Raw genomic sequence first — 16,614 nt, forward strand, 5'->3', positions numbered from 1 at the left:
TTTTAAAATAAGACAACAAATTTATCTTGGCTATCTCACATTATCAGAACTTGCCTCAAGGATGGATAGAATGCACCTTAGAAAGTATCGGTTCTTGGTCTTCCGGAGCAACTCCAAACCGTTCAAATAAAATGTATTATGAAAACGGAACGGTTAGTTGGCTGAAAACTGGCGACCTAAATGATAGCTATATTGATTATATACCGGAAAATATTACCGACTTGGCTCTTAAAGAATGCTCAGTTAGATTAAATCCAAAAGATAGCGTATTAATTGCAATGTATGGCGCAACTATTGGAAAAATTGGTATTCTAAATATACCAGCTGCTACAAATCAAGCTTGTTGTACCTGCATTACATATTCAGGTATTTATAATAAATTTCTTTTTTATCTTTTGATGGGTAAGAAGAAAATTTTGCAAATGAAGGCAGAAGGCGGGGCACAACCCAATATTTCAAAAGAGAAAATTACTAATTTTCCTATTCTATTACCTCCAAGTCAAGAACAAATTCGAATAGTCCAAGCCGTCGAAAACTTATTTCAAAGATTAGATAACATAAAAGCAGAATTATAATTCTGCTGTCATGTTATCTAGTACCTCAAAAAGTTGGTCAATCTTTGAAACAATTTCGTTCTGTTCTTTTAAAGAACAGATAGGAACATAGGTATTACGAATATTTTCTAAATGTAAATTTGGAACACCTATACCTTTAAGGTTTGCTTTGAATTGCTCTTGAACAAATAAAGATGACATAATATGTCGCAAATAGTATGGGTTGATTTTATTTTGGAAAGTACGAAGTAATGCCAAACTAACATATATGTCAAAAACGTAATCACAATCAACAACTGCTGAAAAACCTGTTGTCCCATTTTTAGCAAGTAGAATATCGCCTTTCTGAGGAGCCAATCGTGCATATAATTGTTTGTGAAGAAACTCTGGAATGTACATTACATTTTCCCAATCAATTTTACCTGAGGTTACATTTTTTGATGAAAGAAAAATGTAACCTTCATCAGAATACGTTGGTGTTTGATGTGTCCCATCGGTTATGATGGAACAAATATCTACTAACCTGCACCAACTCCAGTTTTCAGGTATCTCAAAGGGCAAGTTCTGATAATGTGAGTTATCCCCAGTCTTTTTAGTCTTCTTTTTGCTTTCAGGATGCTCCGATTTTATGCGTTCAAGCAGTACGGATGCCGGCTCATCGTTTGGATCCTGAGGAACAAGTTTGCCTCGGATGGCGAGGTCTAGGATTTTTGATTTGGTTTGTATAATAAGAGCTGATACGATATTTTTATCATTATCTATACAATCAACTTTTTCATTTATGTCTTGGATAAAATCACGGATGCGATATTGTTCGCTAAGCGGAGGAAGCGGAAGTAAGAAGTTCTTTAAAATATTAAAAGGTGGAATATTCTTTATCGCCGTTCCTTTTCCTTGTTCATTTGCTTGATTTTTCAACACAAAATCAAAATACATTAAATAAAAATCTAAAATTTCATTGTTAAATAGCTTGATTCTCATTAGAGCTTGGTTTATTATACCTTTTTTTATTTCTGCAGGCATAACATAGGTTTCTCCAATTGTACCAGCACAACTTACAATAATATCATTGGGATAAACTTGAAAGCCTTTAAGTTCATCAAACTTCTCTTCCGAAATGTAATAACTTCCTATTTCAGCATTTTTATATATTGCATTTTTTTGCTCATAAACTTTTATCGCATTTTCTGATTCAGGGATAAACATAGATTTTGTGATACTGCTTCCAAAAGGTCCTTTTTTGTAAAAAGCAACACTTCCCAACCTACACCACTCCCAACTCTCCGGTATCTCAAAAGGTATCTCCTCATCAACACATTTCACGGTTCCGTCTGCGAACTTCTCGTAATATGATTTATCGGAATGAAAAAAGTGGTTATGATATTATATTGCTTGACGAAAACAGTAGGTTCCGTCAGTTGAACTTTGAGGGTAAAAAAGCTTCTTCGGTTTATTAGATTAATATAAAAAACTCATTATGACAAAAACATGTCAAGCTTTAGAAACTGGTTTCAACTCCCCAGCAAAATCCAACATAAAAACCTGGCTTCCCTGAAACGGGTTATACGACGGCTGATAATCAATATAGCCCAAAGAATGCAGATTCTTCAGGCATTTATGGTAGGTGGCTTTTGATCGGATTTTACTAATACGCATCACTTCATCGCGGGAAATACTGACCGGATTTCGGAAACGGCTGAAATTCCAGAACTGGAATAAGGCTACATAGAGGCTAATGTGTGATGGGTTGAGCGTATTATCCTGAGCCACCTTTTCATAGAAAGCTGTGAGATGTTTGATATAATTCATAATTTAGTTTCGGTGCTTCGAAATATCATTGCTTATTTTTTAGCATTTCTTCAATGTCTTTATAATTGTAATATAGTGTCCCACCGACACGGGTATAAGATAAGGTTCCATTGATTCGGAGATTTTGCAATGTTCCTGAAGAGATTTTCAGAAGTGCTTTAACCTCTGACGAACGAAGCCATAATTTCTGCTGGGAAATTTTTATTTGAAACAGGTTTTGTATGTCTTCCAATAATTCGGTTTTAAATTCCTGAAGGTCTTCTTTGGTAATTAGGTTTACGATCATAACTACTTCATTTTTGTTTTTGACTAAATTTTCTTCTACAAATTTGGAACATCAAAAGCTTGAAAACAATAGTGATAAAGGGACTTAGGCTATAAAAGAATAATCTAGATTGCTTTGTAATCTTTGGAGATTAAAGAAGAATAATTTGGACTATTATAACTGATTTTAGAAAAAAAGACGAGTTCCGTAGTCTTTTCCCCTTTTTGCAAAAAAGGCAAGAGCGTTTTTGGATGTACAACTTGAAAAGTTTGTATATACAAAGACACATCTTGCTATAAAAAAGAGAGATTTTTTAGAGTTCTGAAAACTACTTATAAATAACTGATTTGTTAATGATGTGCGATTTTCATTGTGTATTGCTTTGAAAGGAAAAAATACATAAATATAAGATTTTCCATCTTGTATCTATTTTACCCACGTTTTGAAATTGCGTGTAGCTATTTTACGCACCCAAATAAAAAGCTTGTATTCATTTTACCCACATTCAGAAATTGAGTGTAGTTATTTTACTCATCTAAATCGAAAGTTTGTAGTTATTTTACCCAGCTAAGCTGAAAGCTTGTATTCATTTACTCACAAGTTGAAACCGTGTATAGTTTTTAGAATAAGTTGTTTCCTTTAACACAGATAGCCGGCAAATCGATTTCAATTAAAGTTTGAAAATTAGAATTGATAAAAACACTTTTTTCTTGGAATATTTTTTTGCGATTTTCAAATACTCCCCCAATAAACTGTTCGTTTTTCCTATTATTTTTCATCAAAATTAATTGGTAAAGTGAACAAAAAATAAAATTGCACAAACTACTATAGATTACAATATAACTAGTTGATATTTAATTTTTTTGTAAAATAACTCAAGTGGTACGATTTATAAATTATACCTGGTACGATTTATAAATCGTACCATCATTCTCTTGCATCAAAGTATCTACTTTTCTAAATTCGTCGAAAGAATTCTTAAAAATTTCCGGCCGGGATTATTAAACTTTAATCCCAAATCATGAAAAAAATTTTTGTATTTATAACGACTGGAATTATCATTCTGTTATTCTGCTATGCAGCCGTCAGTAAGGTATTGGATTTTGATAATTTCCAAGTGCAGATTTCAGCATCACCTTTGTTGAATAAATTATCACAATTCCTGCCTTACACGATAATCATTGTTGAATTTCTTGTTACAGGATTGTTATGCTACCGGAAAACCAGAACCATAGGACTTATCGGTAGTTTCATTTTGATGCTCATCTTCACAGGATATATTGCTATGCTATTAAGTACAAGTAAAAATCTACCTTGTTCCTGCGGAGGAATATTGGAGAAAATGAGCTGGAGCCAGCATCTGTATTTCAATATAGGCTGTGTCATTCTTTCTATTATCGCTTTAGGTTTAAATCTAAAATACAGCAGACCAGCTGAATAAGTATGTTACCGTAATTATTTACGGATGATCGATCGTGACTGAATTTGTAATTAATGTTTAACCTTAAAATTAGACAGCCGAAAGCTGTTTAACGATCCGAAATTCTAAAATGATTTTATTAACAACAATTTGTTTGAGAATATGTAGAATAGGATATTTTGGTACGACAAGATTCGTTAATCTATGGGTATAATTAAATGACTTAACCTACTAAATTGTACTTCACAAGCAGATTTCTAAAGTTTTTATGGTAATCTTTTTTGATGTATAAAAAGACCGGAATTATGAAACTTAATCAAATTTTAAAAGTAAATGCGGTAGCGATTGCTGCCGTGATTTTCTCAGGGACTGTAATGTCCTTCAAAGTGATGGAAAAAAAGTCTGCTGACAAACAGTATTTTTACAACAGCAGTGATGTATCAGAAGGTGCTTTTGCTGAAGTAGCCAACTGGCAGGAAGGAACAAGCCCATCTTGTATTACTTCTGGAAACAGACCTTGTTCAATGACCGTTCCGGAAGGAAGCAGCCTTAGTGATGTGATCGACGGGCTGACCAATGCCCAGGTTCTTGCTATTCATCCAAGTGAAAGAAGACCGTAACTGATCAATCCTTAACAATGCAGGGCTGGAATTTTCCAGCCCTGTTTTGTTTATCTCGGATTCTGCGGCATTCCGCTCAAGGTAATGATGTCTTCCGGAATGGCAATCGCATAGCGAGGGTCGTTCGGTGCTAACGTATAAGTTTGTCCTTTAACCGTTCTTGTCAACGTAATATTAGCTCCGTCCCGGTTATACCGTTTGAGGTCTGACCATCGGAGTCCACGGATCAGAAGTTCTTTCCGTCGTTCTTTCAGAACAATATCCAAAGCTTCTGCCTGTGAATTAGCAGTTACCAGAACATAGGTTCCTGTTTTCCAGCGTTTAATGAGAAGATTATTAAGGTAATTCATTCCCTCCTGAACCTGGTTTAACCTAATCTTACACTCAGCTGCCATCAGGTATAGTTCATCGGTGGCCACACTTACTATCGGGCCGTTGGCATTATTGTAATACGCCTTGAACAGCAATTCATTAGCCGCATTCTTCCCAAAGAATACAGTTTTCCGCAGGTCATTATTATCGTACATCTGGTAAATGTGGTCGGGGATTTTGGCCGGAATCAAATGATATTCGTATTTCATCGCTGCCCAGAGCAGGACCTCTTTGTTCAATTCGGCAACAGGATAATCCGCATTAGGATTCAGGGAATTAAAATCCATCAGTTCGCTATTGATGCTTAGTGCCGCTTCCGTATTGCTGAGCGCCTTCTCATAGTCACCCATAAACAGATAGGTTCGGGCTAAAAGGCCATAAGCCGCTGCCCTTGAAATCCGCATTCCGGAGATCTGTTTCTGTAACAATAGTGGAATCGCGGTCTGAAGGTCACTGATGATCTGCTCATAGGTCTGCTTAACCGTTGACCGGACTGAAGGAATATTCATATCCGGATCCAGTCTTAAAGGAAGTCCCAAGTCTGTTCCTGCGGTTTGATGATTATAAGCCTTACACCATATCTGCGCAGCATCCAGGTAGCGGAAGGCACGCAAAGCCAACGCCTGTCCTCTGATGTTATCAGCCTGCTCGCCGGTATAGTTCTTATCCTTCATATTGAAAAGTACGGCATTACAGATATAGATGCTCCGGTAACAGGCTGACCAGTCATTTCCTGAAGAAACAGGGGTAGCCACATTATCCGGCATCCAGGTATAAAGTCGTTTGGAGGCCTCGAAGCTTAATGCGTTATAATCAGCATCCGTCAGATAGTAGTCATCCGAACTGGTCTCACCGCTGGATGTAAAATCCACATTCAGAAAACCGTAGTTATTAAGCAGCATCTGATTATCTTCCAGCTTATCAGGTGTAGTCAGCTTAAGGTCTGACTTTTCGTCCAAAAAATCACTGCAACTCAAAACGGATAGTATTACCAGTATTAGCAGTGATGATCTAAAGAGTGTTTTTATTATGTTGATTGTGTTGATCGTTTTCATACCTCTGATTTTTTAATTTTATATTTTTAAAATTTAGCTTTCAATCCTAAAGTATACATTACAGGAGGCTTTACTACGTTGCTGCCCAGATTAAAATCAGGGTCGACCCCGCTTTTGCTTTCCTGCCATATGATTCCCAGGTTGCTGATATTGGCGTAAAGCTGTAAGGCTTTAAGCGGCATTTGCTGCCACTGCTTTTTGTTTATCTCATAGCCCAGGTTGATGTACTGCAGACGGATATGATCACCCTTTTCGATAAGAGCCGCCGAACCTGCATAGAAGGCATCCCGGTTGGAGTTGGTCTGGTATTGGTTGGATGGCACATCGGTAAATGCTTCATCTTCGGGTTTCTGCCATCGCAGAGCATAATCGCTGTGTCCAACCCAATCTTTAAAAAGGTTCGTGTAATTGATCGAAGGCCTTCTGAAATAATATCCCAGTTTGTAAGTAACTCCAACATCCAGCATAAATTGTTTATAAGAAAAGGTATTGGTAAATGAACCATACACCGTAGGAATCGCAGAACCAAAATATTGCAGATCCTTCACATCGGCTCCCATCATCTTGGCATAATCCTTACTGACCTGGCCGTTCAGATAACCTCTGGGATCACCATTCTGCGGATCAAGCCCTGCCCACCGGTAAGCGAATATGGAATAGACCGGCAAGCCTTCAATCCCTGAAATAGGCACACTGGAAAGCACAAAATTCCTGGCAATGGTACTGCTCAGATAGTATTTCGTCACCTTGTCCTTGTACGTGCTGAAATTAGCGGCTGTCTGCCAACGGAATCCTTTGTTGATATTGATGGTCCTGAGTTCCACATCAACGCCGTTCCCTTCAATACCTGCCACATTCCATATCAGGCTGGTTAAGCCTATAGTATAATCCAGCGGAACCTGCCCGAACAGGTTTTCTCCTTTTTTACGGAAATATTCTACAGAGCCGGCAATCCTATTGTTGCGGGTTGAAAAATCCAGTCCTGCATTGATCATCCTGACCGTTTCCCAGCGAAGCTGTGGATTGTAATAGTTGTCAAACCTTGCCATCTGCTCCTGGGTGTAGGTGGAAACACCGAGTATCGCCATTGTCGTTACGGCGACCATTGCAGGATTGATATTGCCGTTATAGCCGTAAGAACCTCTTAGCTTGAGTTCAGGCAGCCACTTTAGAGGATAAAACTTTTCGTTAGCGACATTCCAGGACAGTCCTGCCGACCAGAACGGATTCCACTGGTCATTGGTCTTCAGCCCGAAGAGGTTGCTGGCATCTCTTCTGGCACTTCCTGAAATGGTATAGCGGTTATCAAAAGTATAGGCCGCATTGGCATATACGGAGACGAATCGGTTATTGGTCTCCCGCAGGGCATTCAGGTTATCAATGAAAGAAGTACCGCCTGTGATCAGCGGGTATTTATTTTTAAAGTCTACCGTACCGAACGAAAGATTATTCGGATCATAGCCATAATATCTGGTATTGGCCGATTGGGAATTGGCATCCCGGACCTCTCCGCCGGCAATGGCTGAGACCTGATGTTTTCCCAACCCTCTGTTGAAATTCAGCTGGCCACGGAAATTGTTGATAAGCAGTTGCGAGGTCGTTTTATCCAGTATGCTGCCTTTCGGAACGTTATAGGTAAGGCTTCCGTTGGCATTGATGACCGTGAATCGGTTGACATAATCCCTTACGTAGTAGCTTTGTTCATCATACAGGCTGTTGGATAACCCGGTAGTTCGCTGGTACTGATATTTGATGTCGGCTTCCAGTCCTTTCAATATCTTGTAATTCAATCCTGTATTTAGGATGATCTCCGAGCTTCTGCCTGTTCCTGAGAAATGCTGCCAGTCGGTCAGCGGATAGTAGTTCCAGTCCAGTAATTTTCCATTGCCCAATCCCGATTTGTAACCCTGTTCAAAAGATTTTGAGACAATAAGTGAATTACCGTACTCATCCGCCATCTCCATATTGGGTACCGCATTGGTTTTCATAATAATACTTCCGTAAGCACTTCTTCCGTTCCTTGTAGCCGAATGGGTAAAGAAGATCCCGGTGTTCAGCGTCAGGTTCTTCAAGGGTTGCCAGTTGTTCTGGAAACGCAGGTTAATCCGCTGGTAGTTCTCTCCAAGGTTTCCGGTATTGTCATCGTAGCCGAGTGAAGAGGTCCACGAAAATTGCGGTGCGCCTCCTGCCATACTCAGTGAATACTGCCTATTCTCCAATGGCTGGTACATATACCTTTTGAACTGGTCACGGGAATCAATACCTTTGAGCCGTTCAATCTCCCTCTGGACCGCCTCGTGAGAAAGCAGGCCTTTCTTTTCCTTGTTGAGGAGATCTACAACCGGAGAAAGCACAGGATGGCTGGATGAATTGATGTCCGTATTATAAAAGTTCTTCTTAAAAAGCTCTTGCTCCACATCAATGAAATCGGCACTGGAAATGACTTTGAGGTAATTAAGATCAGGTTTTGGACTTGTCGTGAGAAAGGTATTAAAGTCCACGGTTATCGGCTGATTGTATTTTGATGTTTTAGTGGTAATGACGATGACCCCGTTGGCAGCTCGTGCTCCCCAGATGCTCGCTGCTGCAGCATCTTTAAGGATGGTAACGTTCTCAACAATATTGGGGTTGATATTGCTGATATCGCCTTCGTATGGGAAATTGTCCACAACGATCAGGGGAGCTTTAGGTCCCTGAATCGTGCTGAGTCCTCTGACCATAATCTGCGGCGTTCCCTGGGAAGTTCCCCGGCTGATAACAATACCGTTGGCGGTTGCCGCCAGGCGGTCAAGAATATTTGTGGAGACCTGTGTGTTCAGGGCGGTTTTACCGACGGAGGAGAACGAACCTGTGGAACGTTCTTTCGGTATTTTCTGATATCCGGTGGTCAATACCACCTCATCGATCTGTGCTACTTTTTCCGATAAGTAAATCCTCAAAGGTTCTGAAATGGGGAGTTCCAACGAAAATACCTTTTCCTCATAGCCTTTTCCAAGAATAACAAGGCTGATTCTTTTTTCTTCTGTACTGAGGATGAATTTCCCATTTTGATCTGTTGTGGTGGCTGTTTTGGTGTTTTGTATAGCTACCGTTACGCCTTTTATTGGTAATCGGGTTGTTTCGTCCATCACACTTCCGGTAATCATTTGCTGCGCCATTGCGGGCAAAGCAAAACAGATAACGGGAAGCATTAATAATTTCTTCATAGTTTGATATAGTTTTGAGTTAATGTTAATACATAGGCAGATGACAGATAATTTTCATTATTAATTATCTTTAATGACCATCATCAATAGGTTTCGCTCTGCCGGGATCAGATCCAGATCATATTTCTGAAGTTCTTTCCTGAGGGTCGGGATATCCTTGATACCGGAGACTTCCAGATCTACATTACCGGTATAGCCGGTCTCATCGATAAAGATTTCTTTAATGGGAATTTCGCCGTTCAGCATATTGATCATATTCCTGAGCGGTGCGTTTCTGAGGATGGATGGTGTCCGTGGAAAGGTGGAGCGTTTTTCCCCGCCTTTGCTCGCCAGCTTATCTTTCTGGCTTGTTCTTACCAGCACCAGGCATTGTACAGGTCTTTTTTCCAGTGTTACGGTATAACCTGAATAGCGGTTGATGTCATCCAGCATATATTGATAAAGCGCATCAGCCTTATTTTCAGGAATAATGAATTCGTAGTTGTACAAATTGGAAGTATCATTGGAACCGTCTGCTTTTTGTTGAAGCATCAAACTTTTGGGGTCTTTAACCTCAATGAGCATTCGTTTACCCGTAAAGGATTCTTGAGACTGCTGTCTGAATAATTCAAAGCCGACAGCATAATATATATCCCAAAGAGGAAGGTTGGTAAATTGTCTGCCATTGATCGCTCCGGATGCTGTGGTCCGGAATGTTCCGCCTGAGCCTATGTCGTGAATGGGGCCTTTGGCAAAGAATGAATAATTGAGGAGCTGGATATTCTTCTGACGGTCATAATTTTCAGAAAGCATCAAGGGACGTTTCCTGTCCATCTGGATAATGGTCTGCAATGAGGATTGCTTTCCATCGGGAATTTCATTAATGGTCTCTTCGGTGAGCTGTGTTGCATCGGTTGTACTCAGTAGTTTTCCATCTTTGATCCAGATGATAAAGGGGACGCCGGCGTGTGGAAAAAGCTGATGGAAATAGGAATCGTTATAAACGGAGGTTATTGTATTAAACTTCCTTCCGTTTTGGGACGCAAAGAATTTATCCAGTTCCGGCTTGTCCTGGTTGCTTACCGGGAGTATCCTGATCCTGTTGCCAAACTTTTGCTGCAAAGCATTGATCTTGGGAATATTCATCAGGCAGGCACTGCACCAGGTGTTCCAGAAGTCCAAGAGGATGAGCTTATTCCTATCCTCAGAAAGATTTAAGGTTTTTTGCGGATGGTTGACTATCTGAAAAGAAGTTGTCCAGAAGCTTTCGGGAAGTGGTTCTCCGACTTTAACAGATTTACTCTGAGCAAAGGATGTGATAGCCACCACAAAGGTAAAAACAAGGGACAGGATTCCCCTGCAAAAGATATTTTTCATACTTTTGAATAGGTTTTTAATGATTATTAATAACTGATTATGCTCTTTCCGTTTGGTCGCCAAACTCTTGCGGAAAGGGCTTTTTTATTGTAGTTGGATAATTTCTAGGTACTGTTTTCCATGCTCTGAATTTTACTTTTAATGGTTATTGATTCTTTCGAGTTCTTCTTTCGAGGATAAGCTGCGCCGCATCCAGCATTTTAATAAGATGGATGTAGGGAGCGAACATTTTGCTCTCGGCTGTGTGGGCATAAATGCCCATTGAGAAATAGACCGCAACTGCAATGTAATAGTCGAAGTCTTTAATGCTGTATTCTGCAAAAGCATTTTTAAATACCAAGGTTGGATTTAGATATTCATCATCAGAAAGAGAGGACTGTATCATTGGAGAATGATTCTCAGGATTAGAATTCATCTCCCAAGTCCGTTCCTTCAACCTGATTGCATAACATGCCCGCACAAAAGACCGCAAAGCCTGATGAAAATGGAAAATCGCCGAAGAATCCTCATTGATCGCAGCTTTCTTTTTCCCGGCATAGATCATAATCTTGTTGAGCATCGCTTTGGCGGTAACAAGGTCATTGAAATGGAAAAATGTCTCAATAAGGCTTACCCCTGAATGTTTCCTGCTGCCGGACCAAAACTTGGCTTCAAAGTCTATTCTTTTACTTTTCAATCGTTTATATGTAAGGTGTTTTCTTTAATGACCGCATAGGAGGAAGTTTTAACAGTGCAGAAAACTTCCTGCCTATAAAGTCAAGATTAAATATGAATGAAATTTGTGTCCCGTAAAAGCTATAAAGCCGCAATAGGTTGTACACCCCATTGTATCGTACAGTCTGATACTATATTTTAAGGAAGCGGCTTAGAATTAATTGTAGAGAAAGCGGACTGCATAGAAATAAAACGGCGTGGAACTCTACAATATCCGAGCAGAGGCACTGGTATACCCATAACAACAGATAAGAGAGCCCACGCCTAGGTCGTGAGCTTCAAGCTTATCATCTCGTTGTTATTTGAAAAGTACCAGTTTTCTGCTTCAAGATTCTAAGCAATAGCTTCTAATATTTCGTTGAAGTATCGCAAAGTTACAATTTCTGTAACCTTTTTTACAAATATAGTAAAAAAACAAGAAAGGATACATATAAGTATCCTAAAATTTAATACCAAGTTTGGAATTTTACGATTAATGAACGAAAGCGAACTTAATAATTACAAAAAAGCTCTTGGGTATAGAATTTCTGAGTTAAGAAAGACAGTTATAAACCCAGAGACAAATAAACCTATTTCACAAGAAGAATTAGGTTTAAGGACAGGGCATGCAAAAAAGACAATAGGAGAATTAGAAAGAGGTAACACCAATCCACGATATGACACACTACTTATAATAAGTAAAGAACTTAATGTTACCATAAAAGAACTGTTTGATTTTGATATGAAAAAATACATTAAGCTATCAAATAAATCCTGACGAGAGTTAGGATTTTTTATTATTAAAACTTCAAATTTTTTAAAAACTAAAAAATGCATATGAAAAAGAGGCATCAGCACTTTATTCCAAGAACTTATCTCAAACACTTTAGAAATTCAACTAATGGTGTACTTATTAATACTTACAATAAATTGGAGAATAAATTTATTGATAACTTAGGAATAAACGATGTCTGTGTTGAAAAAGATTTTTATACTTTAAAAAACTTAACTGGCAATGATAAATTAGCTTTAGAAGAATATTTTGATAAAGAAATTGAAAGTAAATATTCAAATGTCTGTGACTTACTGATTAATAAAAAACCAGACAAAATAACATTAGAGCAGAAAATTGACATACTCAAGACGACTCTAAGCATGTATTTTCGTACTCCAAAAATTTTAAATCAGTTTCTTTTGAAAATCGATAATTTTATTGAAGATCTAATTGAAAATAAAGACATTAGTGAAATCGAATTCAAAGGAATTTCAATTCGTATAAGTGGAAGCACAAAAGAGCAAATTAGAAAAGAAATCAGGGAACATATTAGAACTGACTATTTATCAATACAATTAAATTTTTTTGAAGAATTAGTAAAATTCAAAATCTATGATGGAATAACTGTTATCGAAAATACATCCGAATTGGATTTTTACACAGGTGACAACCCTGTCAATTTTTTAAATCAATATGGAGACACCTATCAGGTTTTCGATCCAAATAATTCAATATACATTCCTTTAGATCCTAAACATTGTCTTTTTATTGCCTCGGCAAATCTTCCAAAAAGTGGTTATGAGATTTTCTATCAAAAAGATAATCAGTTTTTGATTCATATGGTTAATTCCTGTACTTTTGATAATGCTGAGCGATGGATTATTGGAAAAAGCGAAAATTTTAAAAAAGCATTGTTAAAAAATATTGAACTGAATAATACTTATGATTCTGATCACCCTATGCTTAGGTCATTGCAAACAAAGACTTCTTTACTATCCAGAGTGCTAATGGCAATAGAAAATAAAGGCATTTCACAAGAAAACACGGAATTATTGTGTGTTTTGAGAGATATTATAAAATGGGAAGAATACAAAAATCACATTGATCTTGTAGAGCTGTTAGAACTTTTCCAAAACGAAGATGACCTGAAAATTTAAAATAAAAGAATCATCAACCTTTAGTCTAACAATAGTTATCTTTTAATACAAATGCCAGCTGAGCATTTAGACTACAACAATAGCCTAATTTTTATAACTTTAGTGGATAAAATTGATAGCTAATTAATCTGTGAGTTAACGAACTTTTTTATTCAATATCTTATGGAGGGAAAAATAATTTCAACAATTGGATATATAGGATTTATTGTATTTCTTATAATATTTCCCCACTTTGTACCTTTGCCCTTTTACTCTTATGCCGTTGTTTGCTTGTTAGCGATTTACCTGATGCTGCGAAGGGAGGGAAAGAGTTTTCGGGATATAGGGCTAATAAAAGAAAAATTAACTTTTAGAGCCTTTTTATTAGGAGCTATTACTGCAATAGCGTGGGTAGCCTTTATGCAATTTCTTTATATCCCTAGCATTAAATATTTTTTTCAGGTCCCAGATTTTATCGAATATAATTTTATCAAAAGTAGTCTTTCAAGACTGCTAATGACAATCCTTGCGGCTTTGATTATTGGAGGATTATATGAAGAGATCGTATTTCGTGGTTATATACAAAATGTGTTGGAAAAGAGAATTTTTAAAAGATACAGTCCTATATTCAGCGCACTTATAACAAGTTTGCTTTTTGGTCTCTACCATTTGCAGCAAGACATCTTTGGTATTATTGCAGCAGTCATGGGCGGACTTTATTGGTCTATTTTATATAAGAAATATGGTAATCTTTGGATTGTTATTTTTTCCCATGGCTTATTCGATACCATCACGCTTATCCTCATATATAAAGATGCATTTGGAATTTTCTCCTATTGATTGCTTAGAAATATAATTATTGTCGGCATTTTTGTTACGGAAAACCGTAATTATCTGATTATAAATCTGCTTACTTTTACTCTTATTAACCAAAAATTATTTGTTATGAGCGATGATTTAAGTAAAAGAAGACCCCAAGATGCAAGTAAAATTAACGTGCACGAGGCTTGGGAATTAGAGTATTGGTCGAAAGAACTTGGTGTTACCAAAGAACAGTTGAAAGAAGCAGTTAAGGCTGTTGGAACTTCTGTCGCCGCAGTGAAGAGGTATCTTGGAAAGTAATGTAGGTTTCCACTCAGAAAACTTTTATTTCGGAAATAAATCCCAGCTCTCGCTGGGATTTATTGTAATTTTAGAAATTTACTAATGTAATCTTACAAGTATCACAACCTTAATAACTATTAAAACTATGACGGATTTTGACTTTGATGAAATGGACAAAAATGTAGCGGAAATTGAAAATAGAATGAACAAAACAGAAGAAGAAGGGCTAAAAAACATGTTAAAGCACTTTGACAGAATTCACGACAAGCTCTTTTCACTAAATACAATGTTTATCGCTGGTTTTTTTGCACTTATAAAAATTAGTAGTAATATATCCACTACTACTATTCTTATCCCTGTTTTTAATATGATTTATTTAATTTGGATTGAATATAGGATGATGGAAAAAAGTAGATTTGAAGCTGATATAAAAAGTAAGACCTCAAACAAGATTACTAAATGGGGGAAGAGTATTTCAATTAACAATTGGTTATCACTTTTATCAATTGCATTTACCTTAATAGTTTCAGCTTACTTTATATATTACTTGAATTTAAGCGACAAATTCTAAGGCTAACATACCATAAGATTAGAAAATCATTTTCATCTAATTCCAAAATATAAAGGTGATATGGAAAATCCTAGAGATGATGTTCGCCACGTTATTACGAGCAAAGGAAGTTATTAAATTGAAGATTATTCAAATTTTTAGTTTTTGAATATGAATTTGATTTTTAATTAGTTTAAACTATTTTTTTTGAACATTTAAAATTTGTAAACATCTACTCATTACCTCTATGTTGTTAATTATTACCACTTTCACCTTATTTCTTGCTCTTGTTATGTTTTGATATAGCATCAATCCAGGATTATAATAACATTTTTTTGTATAAACTAAAGAGTCATTTCGATATTTAAAATCTTGATCTATAACAACTATTACCTTATCAAATTCTTGGCCTATTATATTATGAGTTTTTGTTGAAATATGTGGATTATGATAATCCTCGTATTGATGAGTACCATATAATGAAGGCGTGTAATTGATCAATATCCAATCTCCTACAATATCACTGGACATAAATGCTTTGGCTTCCCCCATATTATTTAGGTACACTAGCTCTACGGATTCATATTGATACTGTTCAATAATTCTAGCTTTATCAAATAACGATTTTATAAAGGCAGTAATCTCCTTGTTAGTTCTAATTTTAGATGTTAAGGTGTATACCTTAGGTGAAGTACTAATTTTAATGAATTCTGGTATTTTATTCATTTTTTCTTCAGTCTGAAGAACCTGTTTTTCATCATATGAAAAAATTATAGTAACATTATTTTTTTTTGCGTGGTCGATTATTAATTCCAACTGATTTTTTCTTATTCGCTGCGTTTCATCTATGATGATAATCTCATTTTGCTGACTATTTATTTGGGAGAAATGTCTTATAGAAATAATATTCCAAGCATAGTTATCTCTAAGTTTAACTTGTCCTTCATTTAAATTTGCACAATGTATTATAACTACATTCTTTTGCTTAGCAAAATATTCTGCTAAATCATATATTAATAAAGTTTTACCAGATCCTGGCTGACCTTGGATAACAATAAACTGTTTTTTACCTATTTTAATGTCTCTAATTATTTCTCTCTTAAATTGATCTTGTTCTCCAGTTAAGAAATATTCTTTATTAATAAATTTTTCAGTTGAATTAAATGGAGAAACTAAGAAATCGGAAGGGTTGAAAATTTTTAATAAATTAATATCAATATCTACATATTGTTGATTTAACAATGCTATTATTTTTGAAACTTCATATACATATAGTTCGTCATCGTCTCCTAGACGATAAAATTGATTTTCACTTGAAATATATGTGAAAAGATAAAGCTTCAAATTTAAAAATCTTAGATAATATTTGTTTTTAATTAATTGATTTTTGATCTTCTCGAGAGTACTTTCAGACTTTAATTCTATATTTACAATTGATCGGATTCCAAAACGTAATAAATCAAATTCTTTACCGATTTGAGGAATTACAAAGCCAAATGAAAAATATTCAAATGCCCTATATTTTGCAGTTCTTGAAGTTAATAAAGCATCAACACATTTAATCAAGTCTGCAAGTTCATTAGTTTTAATCTTGATGGAATGAAATTTTAAATAATCTACAAATGTAGTTTCGTCGAAATCCATATTAGCGCAGTATAGACTGTATAAATTTGTTTTTTGTAACATTTAATTTTAAGTT

Annotated in this window: 16 protein-coding genes; 8 read left to right on the forward strand and 8 right to left on the reverse strand. The window is 36.3% G+C overall.

Annotated elements, in window-relative coordinates:
• The first annotated feature begins 26 nt into the window (after positions 1–26).
• Positions 27–575, forward strand: coding sequence for a restriction endonuclease subunit S (locus tag AC106S_RS19595; protein ID WP_482441361.1), 549 nt, complete (start codon positions 27–29; stop codon positions 573–575).
• Here AC106S_RS19595 and AC106S_RS19600 read toward each other — a convergent pair.
• The 3 genes from AC106S_RS19600 to AC106S_RS19610 all read right to left on the reverse strand — a co-directional run bounded on the left by AC106S_RS19600 (position 570) and on the right by AC106S_RS19610 (position 2,649).
• Complete coding sequence (locus tag AC106S_RS19600; RefSeq protein WP_482441362.1) at positions 570–1,877, reverse strand: restriction endonuclease subunit S; 1,308 nt, start codon at positions 1,875–1,877, stop codon at positions 570–572. The genes AC106S_RS19595 and AC106S_RS19600 overlap by 6 nt on opposite strands.
• A gap of 168 nt (positions 1,878–2,045) precedes the next feature.
• Positions 2,046–2,363, reverse strand: a complete 318-nt coding sequence (locus AC106S_RS19605) for a hypothetical protein (RefSeq protein WP_482441363.1) — start codon at positions 2,361–2,363, stop codon at positions 2,046–2,048.
• A gap of 25 nt (positions 2,364–2,388) precedes the next feature.
• A complete protein-coding gene (locus AC106S_RS19610) occupies positions 2,389–2,649 on the reverse strand; it encodes a helix-turn-helix domain-containing protein (RefSeq protein WP_482441364.1) in 261 nt (86 codons plus the stop codon).
• A gap of 1,000 nt (positions 2,650–3,649) precedes the next feature.
• Between AC106S_RS19610 and AC106S_RS19615 the strand changes: the two genes are divergently transcribed.
• Both AC106S_RS19615 and AC106S_RS19620 read left to right on the forward strand, forming a co-directional pair.
• Positions 3,650–4,069, forward strand: coding sequence for a MauE/DoxX family redox-associated membrane protein (locus AC106S_RS19615; protein ID WP_482441365.1), 420 nt, complete (start codon positions 3,650–3,652; stop codon positions 4,067–4,069).
• Between the two features lie 284 nt (positions 4,070–4,353).
• Positions 4,354–4,668 carry a hypothetical protein gene (locus tag AC106S_RS19620; protein WP_482441366.1) on the forward strand — a complete coding sequence of 105 codons (315 nt, stop codon included), beginning with the start codon at positions 4,354–4,356 and terminating at the stop codon, positions 4,666–4,668.
• 50 nt (positions 4,669–4,718) lie between these two features.
• On the opposite strand, the gene AC106S_RS19625 is transcribed toward AC106S_RS19620, so the two are convergent.
• From AC106S_RS19625 to AC106S_RS19640, 4 genes are all read right to left on the reverse strand, one after another.
• Positions 4,719–6,095 carry a RagB/SusD family nutrient uptake outer membrane protein gene (locus tag AC106S_RS19625; RefSeq protein ID WP_482441367.1) on the reverse strand — a complete coding sequence of 459 codons (1,377 nt, stop codon included), beginning with the start codon at positions 6,093–6,095 and terminating at the stop codon, positions 4,719–4,721.
• A gap of 26 nt (positions 6,096–6,121) precedes the next feature.
• Positions 6,122–9,301, reverse strand: a complete 3,180-nt coding sequence (locus AC106S_RS19630) for a SusC/RagA family TonB-linked outer membrane protein (protein ID WP_482441368.1) — start codon at positions 9,299–9,301, stop codon at positions 6,122–6,124.
• A gap of 60 nt (positions 9,302–9,361) precedes the next feature.
• A complete protein-coding gene (locus AC106S_RS19635; RefSeq protein ID WP_482441369.1) occupies positions 9,362–10,657 on the reverse strand; it encodes a TlpA family protein disulfide reductase in 1,296 nt (431 codons plus the stop codon).
• Between the two features lie 145 nt (positions 10,658–10,802).
• Positions 10,803–11,333, reverse strand: coding sequence for a hypothetical protein (locus AC106S_RS19640; RefSeq protein ID WP_482441370.1), 531 nt, complete (start codon positions 11,331–11,333; stop codon positions 10,803–10,805).
• 513 nt (positions 11,334–11,846) lie between these two features.
• On the opposite strand from AC106S_RS19640, the gene AC106S_RS19645 reads away from it, so the two are divergent.
• The 5 genes from AC106S_RS19645 (at position 11,847) to AC106S_RS19665 (ending at position 14,936) form a co-directional block, all read left to right on the forward strand.
• The gene (locus AC106S_RS19645) at positions 11,847–12,128 is read left to right on the forward strand and encodes a helix-turn-helix domain-containing protein (protein ID WP_286486973.1); all 282 of its coding nucleotides are present in this window, start codon (positions 11,847–11,849) and stop codon (positions 12,126–12,128) included.
• Positions 12,129–12,187: 59 nt separating this feature from the next.
• Positions 12,188–13,282, forward strand: a complete 1,095-nt coding sequence (locus AC106S_RS19650; RefSeq protein ID WP_482441371.1) for a DUF4238 domain-containing protein — start codon at positions 12,188–12,190, stop codon at positions 13,280–13,282.
• Between the two features lie 162 nt (positions 13,283–13,444).
• Positions 13,445–14,101, forward strand: a complete 657-nt coding sequence (locus AC106S_RS19655; protein ID WP_482441372.1) for a CPBP family intramembrane glutamic endopeptidase — start codon at positions 13,445–13,447, stop codon at positions 14,099–14,101.
• Positions 14,102–14,206: 105 nt separating this feature from the next.
• Positions 14,207–14,383 carry a DUF3606 domain-containing protein gene (locus tag AC106S_RS19660; protein WP_482441373.1) on the forward strand — a complete coding sequence of 59 codons (177 nt, stop codon included), beginning with the start codon at positions 14,207–14,209 and terminating at the stop codon, positions 14,381–14,383.
• A gap of 127 nt (positions 14,384–14,510) precedes the next feature.
• Positions 14,511–14,936, forward strand: a complete 426-nt coding sequence (locus AC106S_RS19665; RefSeq protein ID WP_482441374.1) for a hypothetical protein — start codon at positions 14,511–14,513, stop codon at positions 14,934–14,936.
• 177 nt (positions 14,937–15,113) lie between these two features.
• On the opposite strand, the gene AC106S_RS19670 is transcribed toward AC106S_RS19665, so the two are convergent.
• Positions 15,114–16,559: a DNA/RNA helicase domain-containing protein gene (locus AC106S_RS19670; RefSeq protein ID WP_482441375.1), complete on the reverse strand. Its 1,446-nt coding sequence runs from the start codon at positions 16,557–16,559 to the stop codon at positions 15,114–15,116.
• Positions 16,560–16,614 lie beyond the last annotated feature (55 nt).

This window comes from Chryseobacterium sp. FR054 (genome assembly GCF_056844565.1).

What these genes read in the sequence shown, in the direction of transcription:
- AC106S_RS19605 (WP_482441363.1), bottom strand. Translation starts at nt 2,363, where the DNA reads ATGAATTATATCAAACATCTCACAGCTTTCTATGAAAAGGTGGCTCAG.
- AC106S_RS19610 (WP_482441364.1), bottom strand. Translation starts at nt 2,649, where the DNA reads ATGATCGTAAACCTAATTACCAAAGAAGACCTTCAGGAATTTAAAACC.
- AC106S_RS19615 (WP_482441365.1), top strand. Translation starts at nt 3,650, where the DNA reads ATGAAAAAAATTTTTGTATTTATAACGACTGGAATTATCATTCTGTTA.
- AC106S_RS19620 (WP_482441366.1), top strand. Translation starts at nt 4,354, where the DNA reads ATGAAACTTAATCAAATTTTAAAAGTAAATGCGGTAGCGATTGCTGCC.
- AC106S_RS19625 (WP_482441367.1), bottom strand. Translation starts at nt 6,095, where the DNA reads ATGAAAACGATCAACACAATCAACATAATAAAAACACTCTTTAGATCA.
- AC106S_RS19630 (WP_482441368.1), bottom strand. Translation starts at nt 9,301, where the DNA reads ATGAAGAAATTATTAATGCTTCCCGTTATCTGTTTTGCTTTGCCCGCA.
- AC106S_RS19635 (WP_482441369.1), bottom strand. Translation starts at nt 10,657, where the DNA reads ATGAAAAATATCTTTTGCAGGGGAATCCTGTCCCTTGTTTTTACCTTT.
- AC106S_RS19645 (WP_286486973.1), top strand. Translation starts at nt 11,847, where the DNA reads ATGAACGAAAGCGAACTTAATAATTACAAAAAAGCTCTTGGGTATAGA.
- AC106S_RS19650 (WP_482441371.1), top strand. Translation starts at nt 12,188, where the DNA reads ATGAAAAAGAGGCATCAGCACTTTATTCCAAGAACTTATCTCAAACAC.
- AC106S_RS19655 (WP_482441372.1), top strand. Translation starts at nt 13,445, where the DNA reads ATGGAGGGAAAAATAATTTCAACAATTGGATATATAGGATTTATTGTA.
- AC106S_RS19660 (WP_482441373.1), top strand. Translation starts at nt 14,207, where the DNA reads ATGAGCGATGATTTAAGTAAAAGAAGACCCCAAGATGCAAGTAAAATT.
- AC106S_RS19665 (WP_482441374.1), top strand. Translation starts at nt 14,511, where the DNA reads ATGACGGATTTTGACTTTGATGAAATGGACAAAAATGTAGCGGAAATT.
- AC106S_RS19670 (WP_482441375.1), bottom strand. Translation starts at nt 16,559, where the DNA reads ATGGATTTCGACGAAACTACATTTGTAGATTATTTAAAATTTCATTCC.